Consider the following 21,749-nt stretch of genomic DNA (forward strand, 5'->3'; position numbering starts at 1 on the left):
CTATTCGGACAGTAAGAGGGCTTCCGCAGTTCAGAAGAGGTGCGGAAACCCTCTTTTCCGATCCCAACCGGCCGTCGAGTTGTCAGCTCGTCTCATGGCCTTCGATTTCAGCGGAATGGGGACTCGTCCGAGCCTGCCTTGCGGCTTCCGTGAGACGGTCGATGGCGTCCTTGGGGAGGCCACGCTCTACCGCGCTCCAGAAGATCCACGCATCGGCAACATCAGGAAGGATCCGTGCCACGTTCGGGTCGTCGACCTGGTCGGCGGCGAGGGTCGGCAGGCCGAGGACGGCCTGGATACGGCGCGGGCCAAGGTGCAGGGGATGACAGGCAGCCTGCTCGACGAAGTGCGCGACGAGCAGGTCGAGCGCCTGGCTCGTCTCCTGGGTCGAGGGCAGCGCCGCCGCGGCGTCGGAAGCGAGGAACGACCGTTTCAGTAGTTCGATTTCCACGCTGTCGGGAAAGGGTTCCGGCGGTGTGGCGACGTCGCTCAGTGCGCGGGCGCGGGCCAGGGTCAGCGCTCGCATCTTCCGGTACACCGTCGGCATCGGACTGGGCCGGTACTCTCGGTCTTCGAGCAACTCGTCCGAGGTGGCCAATGCGTCTTCGATCAGGCGCCGGGCGTATGCGGGGTCGAGTGGAGCGCTGACAAAGCCGTCGCTTTCGTTCCCGGCAATATCGATGATGTCGCGCAACGAGTCCACGTGCATGCTGAGCGTCAGTTCCCGGAACAGTCCGGTGCCGATCGTGCGGTCGATCATGGCCAGGATGCCGTGTTCGTCGACTCCGCCGTAGGAGAACGCACAAAGCAGGAATGCGGTTTCGTCGAACTGGTCGTGCGCCCACCAGCAGCCATCCACCCGTACCTGGCCGATTGTGGTTGCCCAGGGCGGCTCCGGTAGCCCCTGTTGGACGAGTCGGTCGGCGTGCGACCGGGCGAGTTCCCGCTGGGTATCAATCGTGCTCATCGCCTGGAAGCCACGCAGCGCCGCCACGGCTGTCGGTGTCTGACGTCGGCCCAGTTCGTGGATGATGCTGGCGTCAATCTGCACCGCGTCGGACAGCGACGGTCCGAAACCTTCCGCGTTCTGGTGGGCGAGTAGCTGCGTCATTCCCTGTTCGACGGACCACGGCGAACTGTTGGCCATGATCGTGAAGTTCCATTCCAGGAAGTTCGCGGCTTCGGCGGTACGACTGACGTTCTGACTGCTGTCGCTCATTTTTCGATTGTCGCAGGCGAATGGCCCCGCGCCGGTCTGGCGCAGCTCGAACACGCAGGCCAGCACGTTCGCCCTGCTGGTGAGCGCGTCGACGATCCAACTGTCGCACCCACCAGCGGGCAATCGAACGGTGCGGTAGGCGGTTTACGCGGCCGCCGGCTCGCCAGCCGTGCGGGTGTAGGTGAGGAAGAGCGCGCCACTGTCCAGGACGTGATGGTCGGTGAGTTCCCAGATGCGCGGGTCGAACTCGGCCCCGTGCCCGAACAGCGGAATGCCGGTGCCGATGGTCAACGGTGCCAGCTTCACGATGAGCTGGTCGATCTCCGGGTAGAGCGCGCCGGCCAGCTGGCCGCCGCCGATCACCCAGATGTCCTTGCCGGGCTGCTGCTTCAGCTCCCGTACGGTGGCGACCGGGTCGCCGGACACGATTTCCACCGCCGGGTCCGGGCTCTGCGAGAGGGTGCGGGAGAACACCAGGTGGTGCAGGTGCGGGTAGGCGTCGTTGACGCCGGCCTTCAGCCCGATCTCGTAGGAGTGGCGCCCCTCCAGGACGGTGTCGAAGTGGGTCCCCTCGGCGGTGATGTTGAGTGCCTGCCGGGCCGGCCCTGGCAGGGTCTCCGGGTATTGGGTGACCAGGTGACGCAGATAGTCCTCCGGAACTGGCCAGAACCCGCCGGGACCGGTGGGATCGGCGCCATCCGGGCCGGCGATAAAGCCATCCAGCGTCGAGGCGATGTAGTACACGAGCTTACGCACAGGGTTCCTTTGCTGAGGACATGAGATTACGGACAGCGACGGGCGCTTCGGGTCCGTCGCCGCCGGATCTCAATGATTACCGGCTGGGCTGACCTGGAACAATGGCTCGTTGTGAAACGTCTGGTTAGCGGAACTAAGCGATAGCGGGGTGTGATGGAGCGTCACGAGATCGAGACCTTCCTCGCTCTGGCGCAGGAACTGCACTTCCGTCGTACCGCCGAGCGGCTGCGCATCAGTAATGGCCGGGTCAGCCAGACCATCGCCAAACTGGAACGCCGGATCGGCTCGGCACTGTTCGAGCGCACCAGTCGCCACGTCCAGCTGACTGAGATCGGCCGCCACCTGTACGACGACATCGCCCCTCATCACCGCGCCATCCAGCAGGCCGTCGACCGGGCGACGGCCGCTGCCCGGGATGCCCGCCACACACTGCGCGTGGGATTCCTGGGGCCCGAGACCGGGGCTGCCCTGTCCCAGGTGATCAGCGCCTATCGAAACCGCCACCCGGGCTGCGAGGTGCAGGTGGTCCTGGAGGCGCCGCTCAGCGATCATGTTGCCGCACTGCGGGAAGGCGTGGTCGACGTGATGGCCACGATGCTCCCGATCGAGGAACCCGACCTGGTGGTCGGTCCGACCCTGTTGCGAGAGGGTCGAATTTTGGCCGTGCCGAGCGGCCATCCATTCGCCCGACGTGACCAGATCACGCTGGAAGACCTGGCCGGTGAAACCGCCATCTACGCCGCCAGTCCGGCCCCGGCGTACTGGCAGGAGTACCACCACCCCACGCGTACTCCCAGCGGCAGGCCGATCCACCGTGGCCCGGCCATCGACACCGTCCAGGCCGGACTCACGATCATCGGTGCGGGTCAGGGCATGGCCGTGGCTACGGCCCAGGCCGGCCAGTACTTCCGCCGTCCCGACATTGCCTACATCCCGATCGTCGACGGTGCCCCTGCCGAGTTCGTTCTGGTGTGGGCCGCGGCAGCCGAGAACGAACGCATTCTGGCCTTCGCTGCTGCGGCACGGAGGATCATTTCCAGCGAAACGTAGGCGGTACGGTTCAGCGCCAGTCGGCCCGCATCGAGTCACCCTCGATGCTCTGGTGACATTCGACACTTTCCCGACAAAGCCCGAGATCAACACGTCATAACATCGACAAATCTCGTTGCAAGGGGCCGCTGGAGGGTGACAGGAGCGTTTCAAGGGGTTATGTTACCCGTGCCTAACTAAGGCTAGCCTCACCTACATTCCGGCTGGGATGGTCGGTGATCCCTGATCGGGAGGAGTGGGATGCGCCAGAGTGGAATCGCCGGGGTGACCGCGTTGGTTACCGGCGCCGGCCAGGGCATTGGGCTGGCGGTCGCGCGAGCGCTGCAGGCACACGGGGCCCTGGTCGCCGCCGTCGACCAGGAAGCCACCGGTGTCCAACGACTGGCCCGGGAACACCCGGACAGCATTACCGGCTTCTGTGCCGACGTCGCGCAGTCGACAGAGGTCGACGAGGTCGTGGCGACCGTCGAGCGCGACCTCGGTCCGATTGGGATCCTGGTCAATGTGGCTGGTGTGCTGCGGGTTGGGGCGGTGGTCGACTACAGCGACACCGACTGGACGACCACCTTCGCGGTCAACACCTCCGGTGTCTTCCACACCTCCCGGGCGGTAGCCCGGCGGATGACCCCGCGTCAGCAGGGAACGATCGTCACCGTTGCCTCCAACGCCGCCGGCGTGCCGCGTGCCGGCATGGCCGCGTACGCCGCCTCGAAAGCCGCCGCCACCATGTTCACGAAGTGTCTCGGACTGGAACTGGCCGCGCACGGCATCCGGTGCAACATCGTCGCCCCAGGCTCGACCGACACCCCGATGCAACGGTCGCTGTGGACCAGCGGCGACGACTCGGCCCAGGTCATCGCCGGCAGCCCGGACACCTACCGGGTCGGCATCCCACTGGGCCGGCTCGCCACCCCCGAGGACATCGCCGACGCCGTGCTGTTCCTCGTCTCCGACCAGGCCCGGCACATCACCATGCACGACCTGTACGTCGACGGCGGTGCCACCTTGCGTGCCTGATCCACCTCGGCCAGCCGGCCCGGCCGGTCGCCCAGGGTAGTTCCGGACCAGGGGTCCACCCCGCACCGGCCAGCTCAACAATCTGTTACCGCAGGACAGCGCCGTGCCTGTCGAATGGAGTCGCCATCGTGATCATCGCCCCGCCGGATGTCACCGCCACCGAGCTGCTGGCAGCCTACGAACCAGGCACGTCGTCGCTGTTCGTCTCGCCGCGCGGCACCCTGCTCGCCGAGGGCACGTACTTCGCCGTACCGCCCTCCGCCCGGCCGCACGGGCTGGGTGACCTCGCCGAACGGGTCCAGGCCGGGCTCGGTGTCGCCGAGGCGGCCGGGCACGAGACCCGGGTGGTCGTCGGTGCGGTTCCCTTCGACCCCGGTGCGCCCGCCCATCTGGTGGTCCCACAGCGGGTCCGGCGGGCCGGCCCCCTGTCCGCCCCGATCCCGGAGAACGGACCGCCTACCGCACTGCGCTGCACCGTCCAGGCCGAGCCCGCACCCCGCCAGTACGCCGACGCGGTCGGTCGCGCCGTCGGCCGGATCCGAGCCGGTGACTACACCAAAGTGGTGCTCGCCCGGTCGCTGCGGCTGACCGCGACCGCCCCGCTGGACCTGCCCGCGCTGCCCCGCGCCCTCGCCCGGCGGGACCCGCACGGCTACACCTTCGCGATGGACCTGGGCGTCGGTCGTACGCTGGTGGGGGCCAGCCCTGAACTGCTGGTGTCCCGGTTCGGGTCACGGGTGGTGGCAAACCCGATCGCCGGCTCGGCCGCCCGGCACCCCGATCCGGTGGAGGACGCGCGGCGAGGCACTGCCCTGCTCGCCTCGGCCAAGGACCGACACGAACACGCGGTGGTGGTGGATGCGGTCGCCGCCGGCCTTCGTCCGCTCTGCGCCCGCCTCGACGTACCGGCCGAACCGTCACTGGTGCGTACGGCGGCGATGTGGCATCTCTCCACCCAGGTCACCGGTGAGGTCGCCGACCCGGGGATCTCGGCACTGGCCCTGGCCGCCGCGCTGCACCCGACCCCGGCGGTCTGTGGCACCCCGGCCGCCGCCGCGCGCGCCGCGATCGCCGAACTCGAACCCTTCGACCGGGGGTTCTACACCGGGCTGGTCGGCTGGGGCGACGCCAACGGCGACGGCGAATGGGTGGTGGCGGTGCGCTGCGGCCTGGCCGAAGGAGACACGCTGCGCCTCTACGCTGGAGCTGGCATCGTTGCCGACTCGGTACCCGAGGCCGAACTGGCTGAGACCACCGCCAAGTTCGGCACCTTCCTGACCGCGTTGGGGGTATCCGATGTGGCCTGAGGAGTTCGCCGCCCGCTACCGCGCCCAGGGCTACTGGCGCGGCGAGACCTTCAGCGACCTGCTGGCGACCTGCGCCCAGTGCTACGGCGACCAGATCGCCGTCATCGAGGGCGACCGCCGGGTCAGCTACGCCGAGCTGGCCGACCGGGCCGATCGGCTGGCCGCCGGCCTGTACGGGATCGGCGTGCGGCACGGCGACCGGGTGGTGGTGCAGTTGCCCAACGTCGTGGAGTTCTTCGACGTCATCTTCGCGCTGTTCCGCCTCGGTGCCCTGCCGGTGTTCGCGCTGCCCGCCCACCGGGCCGCCGAGATCGGCTACTTCTGCGCGCACACCGAGGCCGTCGCGTACATCACCACCGACGTGCACGAGGGCTTCGACCACCGGCAGTTGGCCGCGGTCGTCGGGGACGCGCGGGTCATCGTGGCTGGCGACCCGGGCGAGCACACCGCCCTGGCCGACCTGTACGTCACACCGACCGCGCTGCCACCCGGCCCCGCCGCCGCCGACCTGGCGTTCCTCCAGCTCTCCGGCGGCAGCACCGGGCTACCGAAGCTGATCCCGCGCACCCACGACGACTACCTCTACAGCGTGCGGGCCAGCGCCGAAATCTGCGAACTCTCCGCCGACACCGTCTACCTGTGCGCGTTGCCGGTGGCGCACAACTTCCCGCTCTCCTCGCCCGGGGTCCTCGGCGTGCTGTACGCCGGGGGGCGGGTCGTCCTGGCCCCCCGGCCCGACCCGGCCACGGTCTTTCCGCTCATCGAACGCGAGGGCGTCACCATCACCGCCCTGGTCCCGCCGCTGGCGCTGCTCTGGCTGGACGCCGCAGCCCGGCCGGGGTCGACCGCCGACCTGTCCAGCCTTGAGGTGTTACAGGTGGGTGGGGCCAAGCTGGCCGACGAGGTGGCCGGACGGGTCGGCCCGACCCTCGGCTGCCAGGTTCAGCAGGTGTTCGGCATGGCCGAGGGCCTGGTCAACTACACCCGGTTCGGCGATCCTGACGACATCGTGTTGCACACCCAGGGGCGGCCCATCTCGCCCGACGACGAGATCCGGGTGGTCGACGACGACGGGGTCGAGGTCCCACCGGGGGAGGTGGGGCATCTGCTCACCCGGGGGCCGTACACCATCCGGGGCTACTGGCGGGCCGAGGAGCACAACGCCACCGCGTTCACCCCGGACGGGTTCTACCGCACCGGAGACCTGGTCCGGGTCGTCGACGGTGGCTACCTGGTGGTGACCGGCCGGGCCAAGGACCAGATCAACCGGGGCGGGGAGAAGATCGCCGCCGAGGAGGTGGAGAACCACATCCTGGCCCATCCCAGCGTGCATGACGTCGCTGTGGTGGCCGTACCCGATCCCTATCTCGGCGAACGGACGTACGCGTTCGTCGTCGCCCGCCCGGACGCCCAGCCACTGACCGCGCCCATGATCCGTGGTTTCGTCCGGCAGCGCGGGCTGGCGGCGTACAAGATCCCAGACAAGGTGGAGTTCGTCGACACGTTCCCGGTCACCGGCGTCGGCAAGGTCAGTCGCAAGGACCTGCGCGCCGCCCTGCGGGACCGACTCGCCGCCTCGAACACCGCCAGCTCGACCACCGTGAAGGAAGGCTGAACCGTGCTGCCCAGCATCGCTCCATATCCACTGCCGACCGAGGCGGAGCTGCCCGCCAACCGGGTGGCCTGGCGGCCCGACCCGGCCCGCGCGGTCCTGCTCATCCACGACATGCAGAACTACTTCCTCGACGCGTTCGGTACGCACGAGACGCCCCTGCCCGGCGTGGTGGAGAACATCGCGGCGATCCGCAAGCACTGCACCGACCTGGGCGTGCCGGTGGTCTTCTCGGCCCAGCCCGGTGGGCAGACCCCCGAGCAGCGGGGGCTGTTGCTCGACTTCTGGGGCGACGGCCTGCCGGCCGACCCGCGCGCCGCCGCGATTACCGATGCGCTCACCCCCGCACCGGGGGATGTCCAGCTCACCAAGTGGCGCTACAGCGCCTTCGTCCGTACCGACCTGGACGCGCTCTTCGGCGAGCGGGACCAGTTGCTCGTCACCGGCGTGTACGGCCACATCGGCGTGCTCGCCACCGTGCTGGACGCCTTCATGCGCGACATCCAGCCGTTCCTGCTGGCCGACGCGGTGGCCGACTTCACCGCCGAACAGCACCGGGACACGCTGCGCCACGTCGCCCAGCGCTGCGGCTACGTCACCACCACCCGGTCCGCCGCCGACGCGCTGCTGGGGGTGGCGGCATGACCATCGAGACGCTGCGTGCGCAGGTGATCGAGGTGCTGGGCGAGCCGGTCGGCGACGACGACAACCTGCTCGACGCCGGGCTGGACTCGATCCGGCTGATGACCCTGGTGGAGCGTTGGCGGGCCGACGGGCGAGAGGTGTCCTTCCTCGACCTGGCCGAGGACCCGACGATCGCCGGGTGGGCCACCCTGCTCGCCGACGCCGACGCCGACGCCCGATGAACGCCGCGCTTGTCGAGGCCGGCCCGCGGGTCGTCGCCGAGCTGCCCACACCCACCGAGCTGCGGTCCGCGTACCCGCTCGGCCCCGAGCGGCAGGCGGAGATCGGCCGGCACCGGCGGGCCATCGCCAATGTGCTCAACGGTACGGACGACCGGCTCCTCGTCGTCGTCGGCCCCTGCTCGGTGCACGACCCGGCCGCCGGGCTGCACTACGCCCGCCAGTTGGCGGCAGTCACCGACGAGTTCGCCGATGATCTGCTGATCGTGCTGCGGGCCTACCTGGAGAAGCCGCGCACCATGGTCGGCTGGAAGGGCCTGCTGGCCGACCCGTACCTGGACGGCACCCAGGACCTCGGCGCCGGGCTGCGCATGGGGCGGGAGTTCCTGTGTCAGGCCGCCGAACTCGGCCTGCCCCTGGCGTACGAGTTCGTGGAGCCGCTCTTCGCCCCGTACCTGTCCGACCTGGTCTCCTGGGGGGCGATCGGCGCACGGACCGTGGCCAGCCAGCCGCACCGGCAACTGGCCTCCGCCCTGCCGATGCCGGTCGGCATGAAGAACACCACCAGCGGTGACGTCCGGGCCGCCGCCGAGGCGGTGCACGCCGCCGCCGCGGCACACGTCTACGCCGGGCTCGACCCGGACGGCCATCCGGCGGTACTGCACAGCGCGGGCAACCGGGACTGCCACGTGGTGCTGCGCGGCGGTGTCACCCCGAACTACGACGCCGCCTCGGTGGCCTCGGCGCTGGCGGTCCTGCGGTCCGGGGGACTGCCGGCCCGGCTGGTGGTGGACGCCTCGCACGGCAACAGCGGCAAGGACCATCGGCGGCAGCCGCTGGTCGTGGCCGATCTGGCCGCACAGCTCTCCGCCGGGCAGCGGGGCCTGGTCGGGGTAATGGTCGAGTCGTTCCTCGCCGAGGGACGACAGGAGATAGAGGCAACCCCGCTGCGGTACGGGATGAGCGTCACCGACGCCTGCCTCGGCTGGCCCGACACCACCGCCGCCCTGGCGACCCTGGCCGAGGCGGTACGACAGCGACGGCACCATGCCGACACCGACGACGAGGTTCCCCAGCCGTGACTGACGTGTTGCCGCTGACCGCCGCGCAGGCCGGGATCTGGGCCGGCCAGCAACTCGACCTGACCAGCCCGGCCTACAACGCGGGGGAGTACGTCGAGCTGCGCGGCCCGCTCGACGTACCGGTGTTCGAGGCGGCGCTGCGGCAGGCGATGGCCGAGGCGGAAGCGCTGCACGCCCGGTTCACCGATGCTCCGGCACAGCACCTCGATTCGACGATCGGGTGGCCGCTGCACCGGGTCGAAGTGGCCGGCCAGGCGGAGGCGTTGACCTGGATGCGGGCCGACCTGGCCACCCCGGTCGACCTGACGGCCGGTCCGCTCTTCACCCAGGCGCTGATCAGCACCGGTCCGGACACCCACCTGTGGTATCAGCGGGTGCACCACATCGCCGCCGACGGCTACGCCTTCGCGCTGCTGGCCCGGCGGGTCGCCCAGCTCTACACGGCCGCCCGGACCGGGCGCGATTCGCCACGCGGCCGGTTCGCCCCGGTGCGGCCCGTGCTGGACGAGGACCTTGTCTACCAGGGCTCCGAGCGGTACACCACCGACCGGGAGTTCTGGACGGAGTACCTCGCCGACGCGCCGGCCCCCGTCTCGCTGGCCCCGGCCACCCCGATGGGACACGGGGTGCGGCGGCACCGGGTGGCGCTACCCGCAACGCTGGACGCCAGCGGCACGGGCTGGCCCGACCTGGTGCTGGCGGCCGTGGTCGCCCTGCTGCACCGCCGTACCGGGGCCGGCGAGGTCGTACTCGGCCTGCCGGTGATGGGACGGCTCGGCTCCGCCGCGCTGCGGGTGCCGTGCATGGCGATGAACATCGTGCCGATGCGGATCCCGGTCCCGCCCGAGGCGACCCTGACCGACCTGGCCACCGTCGTCGCCGACCAGCTGCGCGTCACTCGACCGCACCACCGCTACCGCTACGAGCAGCTGCGTCGCGACCTGGGACTGGTCGGCGGCGACCGGCGGCTCTTCGGTCCGGTGGTCAACATCATGCCGTTCGACTACCGGCTCGCGTTCGACGGGCTGACCGCCACCAGCCACAACGTCTCCGCCGGACCGGTGGAGGATCTCTCCGTCGCGGTGGCCGACCGGGGCGACGGCCGACACCTCGACCTGGACGCGAACCCGGCCGCCTACTCGGCCGCCGACCTGGCCGGCTACGCCGACGAACTGCTCGACCTGCTCGCCACGGCGCAACGGGACACTCCGGTGACCAGGACGGTGCCGATCCTCGACGGAGGACCGCTGCCGGTGCCCGCCGAACCGGTCACCGAGCTGATCCGTCGGGCGGCCACTACTCACCCGGACCGGGCTGCTGTCGTTGACGGCCCCCGTCAGGTGACCTACGCCGAGCTGCTCGCCGACGCGACCGGGACGGCCGACCGGCTGACCGCGCTCGGGGCCGGACCGGGCACGCTGGTCGCGGTGGCGCTGCCCCGGGGCGTCGAGGCGGTTACCGCAATCCTCGGCACCCTGCTATCCGGTGCCGCCTATCTGCCGCTCGACCCGGACGGGCCGGTCGAGCGGGCCGAGACCGTGCTCGCCGACGCCCGGCCCGCCCTGAGTATCACGGCGGATGGCATCCAGCGCCGGTCGGACGGGATCGATCGGGACCCTGACCTCGGCTACGTCATCTACACCTCCGGCTCGACCGGACGCCCCAACGGGGTGGCGGTCGGCCGGGCCGCCCTGGCCCACTTCGTCGCCGGTGCCACCCACCGGTACGGCATCACCGGCACCGATCGGGTGCTCCAGTTCGCGCCGCTGCACTTCGACGCCAGCGTGGAGGAGATCTTCCTGACCCTGGGTGCGGGCGGCACGCTGGTGGTGCGGACCGAGCACATGCTGGAGTCCATTGCCGACCTGCTGGCCGGCTGCGCCGAATACGGCGTCACCGTGCTCGACCTGCCCACCGCGTACTGGCACGAGCTGGCGTACGCGGGACTGCCGATGCCATTGGGACTCCGTACCGTGATCATCGGTGGGGAGGCGGCGCTGCCGGAGCGGGTCGCCCGGTGGCACGAGACAGTCGGCGCGGACGTGCGGTTGTTCAACACATACGGCCCGACCGAGGCGACCGTGGTGGCCACCGTCGCCGAGTTGACCCCCGACGAGACCGAGGTGCCGATCGGGCTTCCGTTGCCGGGTGTGCGGTGTGCGGTCGTACACGACGAGTTGTGGCTGCTCGGCGGGGGACTGGCCACCGGTTATCTGGGCCAGCCGGAGCTGACCGCTCGCCGGTTCGGCGCGCTGGCCGGTGCGCGGGCCTACCGCACCGGGGACCGGGTGCGGCTGCGTCCCGACGGCCAGCTTGCCTTCGCCGGCCGGGTGGACGACGAGTTCAAAATCAGCGGGCATCGGGTCGACCCGGGTGAGGTCGAGTCGGTGCTCCTGCGTCATCCCGCTGTGGCCGAGGCGGCCGTGGTCGGCAAGGCCGGCGCCGGGGGAGTCAAGCACCTGGTGGCGCACGTCGTCACCGACCTGTCCGACGTGGAGCTGCGGGAGCACGCTGGCCGGGCACTGCCGGCGGCGGTGGTGCCGGCGGTCTTCGTCCGCACCTCGCGGCTACCGCGTACCTCCAGCGGAAAGATCGACCGGACGGCCCTCCGGGCGGTCGAGGTCGTGCCGGTAGCGGCCGACGAGCCAGCCAGCGACGCCGAGCGTGCGGTGCTGGCGGTGCTCCGCGAGGTGCTGGGCGTCGGCCGGATCGGGCCGGACGACGACTTCTTCGCCCTGGGCGGGCAGTCGTTGCAGAGCATCCAGGTCGCCAATCGGCTCGGGGTGCCGGTGGCGACGGTGTTCGCGTATCCGACCGCCGCCGGGCTGGCCCGGCTGCTGGCCGAACGTTCCGGGGCGGCACCGGACAGCGCGTCGGAGTCGGCTCTGTCGGCCGGCCCGGCAACGGATGACGTTGCCGAGCACGTGACCGACGCGGTGCTACCGGCCGGGATCGGCCCCCGCCCGGTGCCCGGTGTCGGCCGGGTGTTGCTCACCGGGGCCACCGGTTTCGTCGGGATCCACCTGCTCGCCGAGCTGCTCACCCGATCGACCGACCGGGTGGCCTGCCTGGTTCGCGCCGGTGATGCGGCCGCCGGCCTGACCCGGCTCCGGGAGGCCCTGGACCGGCACGGGCTGCGGGTGCCGATGGACCGGGTGGACGTCGTGGTTGGGGACCTGACCCAGCCGTACGCCGGGCCGCCCGTGGACGCGGTCTACCACGCGGCGGCGTCGGTCAGCGTGGTACGCGGTTACCGCAGCCTACGGCCGGCCAACGTGGACGGTACGCGCTACCTGCTCGCCCTGGGCGTGCCGTTCCACCACGTCTCCACCGTCGCGGTCGCCACCGAACCCGGCTTCGTCGCGGCGCATCCCGGCCTGCGGGACGGCTACCAGCGGTCCAAGTGGGCCGCCGAGGAACTCGTCCGGCAGGCCGGTGACCGGGGTGTCCCGGTCACCGTCTACCGGCTCGGCCGGGTGGTCGGACCGGCCGACACCGGTTACGTCAACCCCGACGATCTGGTGTGGCGGATCCTGCGTGCGGGCGTACCCCGGGGGGTGCTGCCTGATCTGGGGGTTGCCGAGCCGTGGACCCCGGTCGACTGGGTGGCGGCGACGGTGGTCGCGCTGGCCCGATCCGGTGCGACCGGCGTGCACAACCTGGTTCCGTTGCCTCCGGTACGGCTGTCCCAGGTGTCCGCCTGGGTACGCGACTACGGCTTCGCCGTCGAGGTGGTGCCGCTGCCGATATGGCAGGACCGGGTCCGGGCCGACGCATCGGACGCGGACAGCGCCACCCTGGCCTTCTTCGACCAGACCGGACCCGTCATTCCCGAGCAGGCTGTGCCTAGCAGCTCGGTCCATACCGGACCCGATGCCGGCATCCAGACTGGATCGGGCCGGCAGCCCGGCTCGGTCGGTGTGCCGCCACTGGTTGCCGGCCCGCCATGCCCACCGGTCGACCGAGCGCTCATGTACCGCTATCTCGATCATGCCGTCAAGGTCGGGCTACTGCCTGCACCGAGCTGCTGAGGGCGACGACAGAGGAGGACCGGAGCCGGCCGATCGACATATGGGCTTATGTTAGCCTCACCAAAGTTGCGAAGAGAGGTGATCGTCGTGGCGGGATCCTCCCGGCTACACGCCGAGGGACTATCGCTCGCCTACGACCAGCGCGTTGTCGCCGAGCACCTGGACGTGACGATCCCCGACAAGTCGTTCACCGTGATCGTCGGACCGAACGCCTGCGGAAAGTCAACGCTACTGCGGGCGCTGTCCCGGATGCTCCGTCCCCAGGCGGGCGCGGTCTATCTGGACGGTCGGCAGATCACCACCTACCCGGCCCGGGAACTGGCCCGCCAACTTGGGCTGCTGCCCCAGACTCCGATCGCGCCCGACGGAATCACCGTGGTCGACCTGGTCGCCCGAGGACGCTACCCACACCAAACGGTGTGGCGGCAGTGGTCACGGGAGGACGAACGCGTCGTACACGAGTCGATGCTGGCCACCGGGGTGGCCGACCTCGCCCAGCGGCGGGTCGACGAACTCTCCGGTGGTCAGCGGCAGCGGGTGTGGCTGGCCATGGCGTTGGCCCAGCGTACCGATCTGCTGCTGTTGGACGAGCCAACCACGTTCCTCGACATCACCCACCAGATCGAGGTGCTCGACCTCTGCGCCGATCTCCAGGAGGCCGGGCGGACCCTGGTCGCCGTCCTGCACGACCTCAACCAGGCGTGCCGCTACGCGACCCACCTCATCGCGATGCGAGACGGGCAGGTTGTCGCCGAGGGCGTACCGGCCGAAATCGTCAATGCCGAGCTGGTACGTCGAGTGTTCGACCTGGACTGTGAGGTGATCACCGACCCGCAGTCTGGTGGCCCCCTGGTGGTGCCGGTCGCCCGGCGCCGGGCCCGGGCCGCCGCGCTGGTCGACGCATGACCACCGCCTCGGTCCACCCTGGCGATACCGGCACACCAGCGAAGCAGGCGTCGCCCCCGGTCGGTCGACCCCGGAGCCGGCGCTGGTTCGGTCTCGCCGTCGGTCTGCTGGTCCTCGCCGCCAGCGTGCTGCTCAGCATCGCCGTCGGGGCTCGGGCCATCTCGCCCGACACCGTGTGGCACCTACTGTGGCACCCGGACGGATCCGAGCTTTCGGTCACCATCCACGAGCTGCGGATTCCGCGTACCCTGCTCGGCCTGCTGGTCGGAGTCGGGCTCGGCCTCGCCGGTGTGCTCATGCAGGCGCTGACCCGCAACCCGCTGGCCGATCCCGGCCTCTTCGGGGTCAACGCCGGTGCGGCGTTCGCGGTGGTCTCCGCGGTGGTCTTCTTCGGCCTGACCGAACCCGGCGAATATCTGTGGTTCGCAATCCTCGGCGCGGGCCTCACCGCAGCGGTGGTCTACGTCCTCGGCGGAGCCAGCCGCCCTTCCTCACACACTCGACTGGCGCTGGCCGGGTTCGCGGTCGCCGCCGCACTCCAGGCGGTCACCCACGGCTTCACCACCATGAACGCCACCGCGTACGACGAGATCCGGTTCTGGCTGGTGGGGACCTTCGCCGGCCGCGAGGCCGAGGTCGTCGTCGGGGTGGCACCCCTGATTGCCGTTGGTGCGGTGCTGGCCCTCTTCCTCGGCCGGTCGCTGAACGCGCTCGCCCTCGGCGACGATTCCGGTCGCGCGCTCGGCGCTAGCCCCGGCCGTACCCGCGCACTGGGCACGCTGGCGGTGCTGTTGCTCTGCGGGGCAGCCACCGCAGGCGCCGGACCGATCCACTTCCTGGGCCTGGCGGTGCCGCACATCGTACGTCTGATCACCGGCCCGGACCATCGCTGGCTGCTCGCCTACAGCGCCGTCTACGCCCCGGCACTGCTGCTCCTGGCCGACGTGCTCGGCCGGGTGATCGCCTTCCCCGCCGAGGTGCCGGTGGGCATCGTGATGGCCTTCCTCGGCGCACCGATCTTCATCGTCCTGTTGCGCCGCCGGCACGCGGTGACGCACTGACCCGCCAAGCGAGGTAACCCCGTGACGGCCATGGACCACCGCTCGGCCGGCGAGGTCGGCATGACGCTGACCCCGGCCCTGCGCTCGCCCACCGACCGGTTCTCGGTACGGCTTCGTCGCCGGCCGCTGGTGGTGAGCCTGGTGCTGCTGGCGCTCGCGGTGGGCACCGCGCTGTTCTCGCTGAGCTGGGGCAGTGCCGTGTCGGTCGGCGACACTCTGGCCGCGTTGGTCGGTGCCGGCACCCCCGCCGCCGACCTGGTGGTCTTCCAGTTTCGGCTGCCCCGAGTGCTCGGCGCGCTGCTGGTCGGGATCTGTCTCGGCGTCGCCGGGGCACAGTTCCAGAGCCTGACCCGCAACCCGCTGGGGAGCCCCGACATCGTCGGCTTCACCAGTGGCGCATCGGCCGGTGCCGTCTTCGTGCTGCTGGTCGTCGGCGAGCAGGCGATGGCCGTTTCCGCCGGCGCGATCGGATTCGGCCTGGCCACCGCCGTCATCATGTACCTGCTCTCCTGGCGGCGCGGCGTGAACGGCGTACGGCTGGTCCTGGTGGGCGTGGCGATCAGCGCGATGCTCGAATCCGTCACCGCCTACCTGCTGATCCAGGCCGACATCTACGAGTCGCAGGCGGCGCACGTCTGGCTCGTGGGCAGCCTCGCCGCCACAAAGTGGGACCAGGTCTGGCTGTTGGTCGGTGTCATTGTGCTGTTGGTACCGGCGGCGGTCATGCTTTCCCGACCGTTGGACCAGTTGAGCCTGGGCGACGAGGCCGCCCGCTCGCTCGGGCTGCGGGTGGAGCGGACCCGGTTGGCGGTGCTCGCAACGGCGGTCATCCTCGCCGGGGTGTCGGTCGCCGCCGTCGGACCGATCGCGTTCGTGGCGCTCGCCGCTCCGCAACTCGCCCGTCGCCTCACCGCCGGCCCGGGGGTCGGTGTCATTCCGGCCGCCTTCATGGGTGCGCTGCTGCTCTGCGTCGCCGACCTGGTCGCGCGGCTGCTACCACTGCCCGGCCAACTCCCGGTCGGGGTGGTCACCGGTGGCCTCGGCGGCGGTTACCTCGCTTGGCTGTTGTGGCGCGAGCACCGGTCCGGTCGTGCCTGAACTGTTCCGCCCGACCGGTTTGTCGCTGCGCTGCCGCTTCGTTCCGTACCGCGATCTCTCCGGGCTCGACCGTTCCGCTCCGGACCGGCTCCGAGCATGTCGGAGCCAACTTTCCTGGCTTGAGAGCTGATATCGCCTATGTTGTCCGGCTGCCTCCTGTCAATGTAAGACGGACGAACGGACGCGGATCGCGGCTATTTGTTTACTGGACCTACGACCCCGGCCCGGCCAGGCTTGGTCGAGGTGACCGGCAGGATTGCTCTGATTGCGGCTGGGATAATCGTGCCCATGTGGTTGGAGTCGCGGTGACGGCTACGTCGGTTCGTGGAGTGGAGCCGGTACGCGGTTTGTTGGCGGTCTATCCCGGTACGTTTGATCCGTTCACCCCGGGGCACCGCGACCTGGTGGCCCGTGCCCGGGTGATGTTCGACCGGATCATCGTGTTGCTGGCGGTGAACGCCGACAAGCGACCAACCGCCGAGGCCACGGCCACGGCCGTATGCGTGCGCGACGCCGTGCCGGCAGCCTGGGGCAATGTCGAGGTGGACACCTGGACCGGCCTGACCACCGCAGCCTGCCTGCGCCGCGGTGCCACGGCCATCGTCCGTGGCGTACGTACGGCTGCGGACCTTCGCTACGAGTACCAGCTTGCTGCGATGAACGAGCAACTCGGCATTCAGACTGTCTGGTTGCCGTCCCGTCCGCAGTTGGCCGCCACTTCGTCCACGGTCGCACGCGCATACCGCTCGGCGCGGTCGGCCCGTCCGTCCCCTGAATCCTGAAGACTGACGCGCAGGGGTACCGGAACGGTGGCAACGCCTCAAGGTGGGATGCATTTGACGGTGATCCGCTGCTGGGTGACCAGGCGGCGCTGCAGACTACTGTTGTTCCGCATGTCCCATGTCGAGATTGAGGTTACGGCGGATCTGGTCCGGGCTCTGCTCCGCGAGCAGCACCCCGACCTTGCTGATCGCCCGGTTCGGCTGGGCGCGCGTGGATGGGACAACCAACTGTGGCGCCTCGGCGACGACCTGGCCGTCCGGCTTCCCTGGGCGACCGGGTCCGCGGACGCATTGCTGCGCAAGGAGTACGCCTGGCTGCCCACGCTAGCCCCATACCTCCCGTTGCCAATCCCCGTGCCGCAGCGATTCGGCGAGTCCTCCGAACGATTTCCTCGGCCCTGGCTCATCACCACCTGGGTTCCGGGCACACCCGCTGATCAGGTCCCCGCCACGCGAGCCTCCGACGCGGCCAAAGCCTTGGCCACTTTCCTGACGGCTCTGCACCGACCCGCCCCCAGCGGCGCGCCGCCAGGCCGAGACCGCGGGGGGCCACTGGTCGACCACGCTGAGGGATTCGCCGAAGGGCTCACCCACGCCACCGAGCGAGGGCTGATCCAAGACCCGGACGCCGTCCGCGCCGTCTGGCACGACGCAGTCACCGCGCCGCAATGGACAGGCCCGGCGCAGTGGCTGCACGCCGACCTACACCCAGCCAACGTCCTCACCGCCGATGGCACCTTCTGCGGCGTGATCGACTTCGGCGACCTCTGCACGGGCGATCCGGCATACGACCTCGCCGCCGTGTGGCTCCTGCTACCGGACGACACCACCGATCACTTCTACGCGGCCTACCAGCCGACCCCGGACACCGCCACCATGCGCCGCGCCCGCGGCTGGGCGATGGCACGCGCTCTCAGCGGCATTCTCATCGGCGACGACGGCGTCCACGGCCGCCCAGGCGGCAAGCCCACCTGGGGCCCACCCGCCCACGCTGCCCTGCAACGCCTCATCACCACAATCCACTGACACGACGATCGCCACCGCGTCCGACAGACGGCGTGACCACCATCCGCTCATCGGCAGAGTCCGGCGGTAACGGCTGGCGGCATGTGCGGATGTTTGATGGACGTCTGAAGCAGGTGGGTCACCGCCGGGCTACGAGAGCTTGGTGAAGTTCCTGCTGGTCCAAGGCCGTGAGGTCTCGGCGGGGGACATAGCCCTTCACTTTCCCGCGATCAGCCGCCCGGCGGTGTCCCAACATCTTGGGGTCCTCACCGAGGCAGGTCTCGTCGACGCCCGTCGCGATGGCAACCGTCGCCTCTACCGGCTCCGGCCCGACGGGTACGCCGAAGCGGCCGCCTTCCTCGAGTGCATGTGGTCCGACCGACTCGGTCGCCTCAAGCAGGCGGCCGAGCGGGAGGAGCGGGCACAGGCCAGCACCCAGGACGGGAAGGACGCATCATGAACGGCGCAGAGGGCACAGCGATTGAGCAGACGCTGCACATCGACGCGCCACCCGAGACGGTCTGGCGGTTCTTCACCGACCCGGGGCGATTGGCGCAGTGGTGGGGCCCGGCCGTGCTCGACCCCCATCCGGGCGGCGAGATCCGGGTGCTGCTAGAGGATGGCCCGCGCCCGGTGATGCGGGGCGAGTTTGTCGAACTCGTGCCACACCACCGGCTTGTCTTCACCTTCGGCTGGGAGCCCGCAGCCGGAGCTCCCGACATTCCACCCGGGTCCTCCCGAGTCGAAGTGACGCTCATCGAGAACCGTGGCGGCACCACGCTCACCCTCAGGCACAGCGGCCTGCCACCCATGCTCGAACACGAGACCCACGATGGCTGGGAGCATTTCCTACGCCGTCTCGACCATGCGGCGGATCATGAGCGCCAGTGGCAGCCCGGAGCGGGCTTCCGCGTCTGACGAAGGCATCGTCCCGCCACGCGCGCCCGACTCTACGAGGACCAGCAACCACGTGATCGCTCGCTGACACTGACACACCAACATCCTCAATTCGGCAGTTGCGTGTGCACTTGTGGTTGCCGCGTCATCGCCTGGCGGCTGACTGGACGATGTCCGGGCCGCCGGTGTGCGGCGTCGGATGGTAGCTGGGGTGCGGTGGCGGTAGTGCCGCCACGCACGCTGCGGAACATGCGTTCACCAGTAATGGCAGCACGTCGGTGGCGACCAGGCCAGAGATCCAGACTTGGTGCAGTTCACTGTCAACCGGGCCATCGCAGACGCTGCAGGTTCGCACCGCGTCGCAGCCCCACGCGCCTGGGTCGAGCGCGGTGAAGGCTGCCTCTGCCGTACGGGTCGGCGCCCGCAGCTTCGGAAACGGCGGACGGAACTTGAAGTTGCCGTAGAGGACGCGGGTGCTCACCGTGCTGTTGATGAGTTTCGTGCATCTGGTCAGCTCGTACGGATACCAGTGCAGCCGGTGGGAGGTGTATGGCTCGAAGACCTCCAGGTTGGTCATTGCCCCGATCTCGGGTGGGATACGAACCAGGTTCGTGCCGTAGAGCACCAAATGTTTGACAGCGGTCAGCTTCGCGATTGTCGCCGGCAGCGTGACGATCTGCCGCCGCTCGGAAGCACTCAGCTCGACGAAGGGCTTGAACACCGTCCGTCTGTCCGCTGCGGCCTCGTTGATCAGTGCCTGCAGATGCCGCCAGCCGGCCGCCTCGGTGTCCTGACGGTCCGCGTGGAACATGACGCTGTTCGGCCGGGTCGTGATCGAGTGGCCGACGCAGCGGCAATGGTCGCGGGCCGGACCACCCACATTGGGTCCGACCGCATCCGCGAAGCGATTGGGAAACAGATGCGGTGTGATGTCGTTTGCGTCCACGCTGAGGACCCTACCGAGACTCGTCGATCGCGTACGCACTACTTTCAGCATGATCGGATGGCACCGCGACACACCAGATCGCGCACGGCACTCGTGGCAGGCGGGCTCGTGCGGGCTCACATCCGGGATTTCAGTACGTCGACCTCACAGCCTGGCGCGGCCGGGTCGAAGCCGTGTTCTACCAGCCAGCGGATCGCCAGCAGGCTTCGCAATGACCACCACGCGCGAATCACGTCCAGGTCGACGTCGGTGCCGTAGCCGGCAACGACGTCGCAGAGGTGTTCCTCGTGTCCGAGGGTCAAGCTGGCGAGGTCGTACAGGGCGTCGCCCTGGCCCGCCTCCGACCAGTCGATCACGCCAATGATCTCGTCGTCGACGACGAACACATGGGCGATCTGCAGGTCGCCGTGCATGAACACCGGAGTCCACGGCCGAAGCGCGGCCTCGGCAACCCGGCGGTTGCGCGTGACCAGGTCAACGGGAAGGACGCCGTTCGTGACGAGCCACTGGCATTCACCGTCGAGGTGTGGCGCCAACTCGTCGAGGCGGCGACTGGACCATGGCGGCAACGGCGCGTCGTGCAGCATCCGCGCGGCGGCACCGGCTGCGGCCCACGCCGCCGAAGACGCGGTCGACGGCTCGCCGAGGCGGCCGAGTGCCGTCCCGGGGAGGGTGGCGAGCGCGAGTACGGGCGGCTTGCGCCACCGGATCTTCGGAGTAGGGATCGGTGCCATGGTCATCGCCTCGGCCTCGACCTCTTCCACGTCGGTCAGTGTCGCGGAGATCACCACCGGCGTCACCGGTCTTTCTGCGTGCGACTGCGCGGTTGACCGCGTCCCGCTGCCCGGTCGTCTGGCCAAGTCGCTCACATCGGCAGGACCGCGCTCTGCACCCGCCGCTCACATGTCACATACCGTGACGCCGGCCGGCGTCAGAAGAGAATGTCCGGGAGGTTCAGCCGCAGGGCCTTTGTGCACCGGTCGCGAGCGGGGCGGTGTCAGGCGGGCTCCCGGCACCTGCCGGGAGCCCGCAAGCTCGGATCGGGGTCGTGTTCAGACCGGGAACGTCTGCTCGATTCGCTGCAGCACCGCGCTGGCGCTGAAGTAGTCCATCCGGAACGAATCCAGGCCCAGGTCGTACGCCCGGTTCTCGGTCACGGCGGGCAGCGACTTCCACAGCGGGGCGGCCTTCGCCGTGGCGATCTGATCGGCGTTGTGACCGACGAAGAAGACGGAGCTGTCGGCGAGCGCCGGTCCGAGGTTCTCCTGGGCGACGGTAACGACGTCGGTGCGATTGCCTCCCTCGGGACCGTCGGCGCTGAAGTTTTTCGGCACCTCCCGGACCTTCAGCCCGAGGGAGGTGAGGAGCTTGCCCTGTGCGGACTCCTTGGTGAAGATGACGATCTGGGTGCCGTTGTTGCGCAGCGGGGCGACATCCTGCGTCGGGACCTTGATCTTGCCCTTGACCGCGGTCACCTGCGCCTCGAACTTGCCCAGCACCTCCTTGGCCTTGTCCGCCAAGCCGATCGCCTCACCCAGCTTGCTGGTCAGGTCCTGCCAGGAGATGTTGTCGTAGCGGTAGATCAGTGTCGGCGCGATGGCCTTGAGCTGGTCGTAGAACTTCGCCGTGCTGTCCGCGCCGGAGGCGGCACCGATGATCAGGTCGGGCTTGGCTTCGACGACCTTCTCCAGGTTCGGCTCGGCACCGGCGTAGACGACCTCGACATTGCGCTGCTTGGCGATATCAGCCCACTGGAGAAAGTAGCCGGTCTTGTCGGAGAACGGGCCGGGGGCGACCTGGGTGGCCACCACCGGGGCCTCCAGGGCGAGCAGATGCCCGGTGAGGGTGACGCTGAGCGAGACGATCCGCTTCGGCTTGGCCGGTACGTTGTCCGTGGTGCCGGCGTCATGCGTGACGCTGCGGGCCTTCTCCGCACCACTGCCGGCGGACTCGTCCGTGTCGGTGCCACAGCCGGCCAGCGTGGCGACTGCGATGATTGCTGCGGTGGCGACGAGGCCGGCTCGCCGCCGGATGCCTGGCCGGCCGGTGCCGGCCCCGTCGCCTGGCGAGCGACGGAAAAGCGCTGTCCGCACTTGGTTTCCTCCTTGCGAGTACGG

The 21,749-nt window shown here is 69.7% G+C and carries 20 protein-coding genes; 15 read left to right on the top strand and 5 right to left on the bottom strand.

Translation table 11 applies throughout. The features are described 5' to 3' along the window. Positions 1 to 82: 82 nt before the first annotated feature. Complete coding sequence (locus ACWDV4_RS24355) at positions 83 to 1,219, bottom strand: hypothetical protein (RefSeq protein ID WP_449982803.1); 1,137 nt, start codon at positions 1,217 to 1,219, stop codon at positions 83 to 85. A 144-nt stretch (positions 1,220 to 1,363) separates the two neighbouring features. Further along, positions 1,364 to 1,975: a dihydrofolate reductase family protein gene (locus ACWDV4_RS24360; protein ID WP_449982806.1), complete on the bottom strand. Its 612-nt coding sequence runs from the start codon at positions 1,973 to 1,975 to the stop codon at positions 1,364 to 1,366. A 153-nt stretch (positions 1,976 to 2,128) separates the two neighbouring features. Here ACWDV4_RS24360 and ACWDV4_RS24365 point away from each other — a divergent pair, with 153 nt between their 5' ends. The 15 genes from ACWDV4_RS24365 (at position 2,129) to ACWDV4_RS24435 (ending at position 18,707) form a co-directional block, all read left to right on the top strand. Further along, a complete protein-coding gene (locus ACWDV4_RS24365; protein ID WP_449982808.1) occupies positions 2,129 to 3,025 on the top strand; it encodes a LysR substrate-binding domain-containing protein in 897 nt (298 codons plus the stop codon). Between the two features lie 240 nt (positions 3,026 to 3,265). Next, positions 3,266 to 4,042, top strand: a complete 777-nt coding sequence (locus tag ACWDV4_RS24370) for a 2,3-dihydro-2,3-dihydroxybenzoate dehydrogenase (RefSeq protein WP_449982810.1) — start codon at positions 3,266 to 3,268, stop codon at positions 4,040 to 4,042. Positions 4,043 to 4,170: 128 nt separating this feature from the next. Then, the gene (locus ACWDV4_RS24375) at positions 4,171 to 5,349 is read left to right on the top strand and encodes an isochorismate synthase (protein ID WP_449982813.1); all 1,179 of its coding nucleotides are present in this window, start codon (positions 4,171 to 4,173) and stop codon (positions 5,347 to 5,349) included. Then, positions 5,339 to 6,964, top strand: a complete 1,626-nt coding sequence (locus tag ACWDV4_RS24380; RefSeq protein ID WP_449982816.1) for a (2,3-dihydroxybenzoyl)adenylate synthase — start codon at positions 5,339 to 5,341, stop codon at positions 6,962 to 6,964. Before ACWDV4_RS24375 ends, ACWDV4_RS24380 begins: the two co-directional genes overlap by 11 nt. Before the next feature lie 3 nt (positions 6,965 to 6,967). Continuing rightward, positions 6,968 to 7,606: an isochorismatase family protein gene (locus ACWDV4_RS24385; protein WP_449982819.1), complete on the top strand. Its 639-nt coding sequence runs from the start codon at positions 6,968 to 6,970 to the stop codon at positions 7,604 to 7,606. Further along, positions 7,603 to 7,827 carry a phosphopantetheine-binding protein gene (locus tag ACWDV4_RS24390; protein ID WP_449982821.1) on the top strand — a complete coding sequence of 75 codons (225 nt, stop codon included), beginning with the start codon at positions 7,603 to 7,605 and terminating at the stop codon, positions 7,825 to 7,827. The genes ACWDV4_RS24385 and ACWDV4_RS24390 overlap by 4 nt, the downstream gene beginning before the upstream one ends. After that, positions 7,824 to 8,906, top strand: a complete 1,083-nt coding sequence (locus ACWDV4_RS24395) for a 3-deoxy-7-phosphoheptulonate synthase (RefSeq protein ID WP_449982824.1) — start codon at positions 7,824 to 7,826, stop codon at positions 8,904 to 8,906. The genes ACWDV4_RS24390 and ACWDV4_RS24395 overlap by 4 nt, the downstream gene beginning before the upstream one ends. Then, complete coding sequence (locus ACWDV4_RS24400) at positions 8,903 to 12,937, top strand: thioester reductase domain-containing protein (RefSeq protein WP_449982826.1); 4,035 nt, start codon at positions 8,903 to 8,905, stop codon at positions 12,935 to 12,937. The genes ACWDV4_RS24395 and ACWDV4_RS24400 overlap by 4 nt, the downstream gene beginning before the upstream one ends. 87 nt (positions 12,938 to 13,024) lie before the next feature. Next, positions 13,025 to 13,843, top strand: coding sequence for an ABC transporter ATP-binding protein (locus ACWDV4_RS24405; protein ID WP_449982828.1), 819 nt, complete (start codon positions 13,025 to 13,027; stop codon positions 13,841 to 13,843). Continuing rightward, positions 13,840 to 14,904: a FecCD family ABC transporter permease gene (locus ACWDV4_RS24410; protein WP_449982831.1), complete on the top strand. Its 1,065-nt coding sequence runs from the start codon at positions 13,840 to 13,842 to the stop codon at positions 14,902 to 14,904. The genes ACWDV4_RS24405 and ACWDV4_RS24410 overlap by 4 nt, the downstream gene beginning before the upstream one ends. Positions 14,905 to 14,934: 30 nt before the next feature. Further along, positions 14,935 to 16,002: a FecCD family ABC transporter permease gene (locus ACWDV4_RS24415; RefSeq protein ID WP_449982869.1), complete on the top strand. Its 1,068-nt coding sequence runs from the start codon at positions 14,935 to 14,937 to the stop codon at positions 16,000 to 16,002. A 305-nt stretch (positions 16,003 to 16,307) separates the two neighbouring features. Next, the gene (coaD, locus tag ACWDV4_RS24420; protein WP_449982833.1) at positions 16,308 to 16,784 is read left to right on the top strand and encodes a pantetheine-phosphate adenylyltransferase; all 477 of its coding nucleotides are present in this window, start codon (positions 16,308 to 16,310) and stop codon (positions 16,782 to 16,784) included. A gap of 111 nt (positions 16,785 to 16,895) precedes the next feature. Next, the gene (locus ACWDV4_RS24425) at positions 16,896 to 17,810 is read left to right on the top strand and encodes an aminoglycoside phosphotransferase family protein (protein ID WP_449982836.1); all 915 of its coding nucleotides are present in this window, start codon (positions 16,896 to 16,898) and stop codon (positions 17,808 to 17,810) included. A gap of 142 nt (positions 17,811 to 17,952) precedes the next feature. Beyond that, entirely contained in the window at positions 17,953 to 18,249 is a 297-nt protein-coding gene (locus tag ACWDV4_RS24430; protein WP_449982839.1) for an ArsR/SmtB family transcription factor, read from the top strand. Further along, positions 18,246 to 18,707, top strand: coding sequence for an SRPBCC family protein (locus ACWDV4_RS24435; RefSeq protein WP_449982841.1), 462 nt, complete (start codon positions 18,246 to 18,248; stop codon positions 18,705 to 18,707). The genes ACWDV4_RS24430 and ACWDV4_RS24435 overlap by 4 nt, the downstream gene beginning before the upstream one ends. Positions 18,708 to 18,831: 124 nt before the next feature. On the opposite strand, the gene ACWDV4_RS24440 is transcribed toward ACWDV4_RS24435, so the two are convergent. The 3 genes from ACWDV4_RS24440 to fepB all read right to left on the bottom strand — a co-directional run bounded on the left by ACWDV4_RS24440 (position 18,832) and on the right by fepB (position 21,725). Then, positions 18,832 to 19,632 carry a leucine-rich repeat domain-containing protein gene (locus tag ACWDV4_RS24440; protein WP_449982844.1) on the bottom strand — a complete coding sequence of 267 codons (801 nt, stop codon included), beginning with the start codon at positions 19,630 to 19,632 and terminating at the stop codon, positions 18,832 to 18,834. Positions 19,633 to 19,748: 116 nt separating this feature from the next. Continuing rightward, the gene (locus ACWDV4_RS24445; RefSeq protein ID WP_449982847.1) at positions 19,749 to 20,432 is read right to left on the bottom strand and encodes an aminoglycoside phosphotransferase family protein; all 684 of its coding nucleotides are present in this window, start codon (positions 20,430 to 20,432) and stop codon (positions 19,749 to 19,751) included. Between the two features lie 252 nt (positions 20,433 to 20,684). Further along, positions 20,685 to 21,725: a Fe2+-enterobactin ABC transporter substrate-binding protein gene (gene fepB / locus ACWDV4_RS24450; protein WP_449982850.1), complete on the bottom strand. Its 1,041-nt coding sequence runs from the start codon at positions 21,723 to 21,725 to the stop codon at positions 20,685 to 20,687. Between the last annotated feature and the right edge of the window lie 24 nt (positions 21,726 to 21,749).

The organism is Micromonospora sp. NPDC003197 (assembly GCF_053590565.1).

Excerpts from the sequence above, each read along its gene's own strand:
- ACWDV4_RS24355 (WP_449982803.1), bottom strand. The coding sequence starts at position 1,219 with ATGAGCGACAGCAGTCAGAACGTCAGTCGTACCGCCGAAGCCGCGAAC.
- ACWDV4_RS24365 (WP_449982808.1), top strand. The coding sequence starts at position 2,129 with ATGGAGCGTCACGAGATCGAGACCTTCCTCGCTCTGGCGCAGGAACTG.
- ACWDV4_RS24370 (WP_449982810.1), top strand. The coding sequence starts at position 3,266 with ATGCGCCAGAGTGGAATCGCCGGGGTGACCGCGTTGGTTACCGGCGCC.
- ACWDV4_RS24380 (WP_449982816.1), top strand. The coding sequence starts at position 5,339 with ATGTGGCCTGAGGAGTTCGCCGCCCGCTACCGCGCCCAGGGCTACTGG.
- ACWDV4_RS24390 (WP_449982821.1), top strand. The coding sequence starts at position 7,603 with ATGACCATCGAGACGCTGCGTGCGCAGGTGATCGAGGTGCTGGGCGAG.
- ACWDV4_RS24395 (WP_449982824.1), top strand. The coding sequence starts at position 7,824 with ATGAACGCCGCGCTTGTCGAGGCCGGCCCGCGGGTCGTCGCCGAGCTG.
- ACWDV4_RS24410 (WP_449982831.1), top strand. The coding sequence starts at position 13,840 with ATGACCACCGCCTCGGTCCACCCTGGCGATACCGGCACACCAGCGAAG.
- ACWDV4_RS24415 (WP_449982869.1), top strand. The coding sequence starts at position 14,935 with ATGGACCACCGCTCGGCCGGCGAGGTCGGCATGACGCTGACCCCGGCC.
- ACWDV4_RS24425 (WP_449982836.1), top strand. The coding sequence starts at position 16,896 with ATGTCCCATGTCGAGATTGAGGTTACGGCGGATCTGGTCCGGGCTCTG.
- ACWDV4_RS24435 (WP_449982841.1), top strand. The coding sequence starts at position 18,246 with ATGAACGGCGCAGAGGGCACAGCGATTGAGCAGACGCTGCACATCGAC.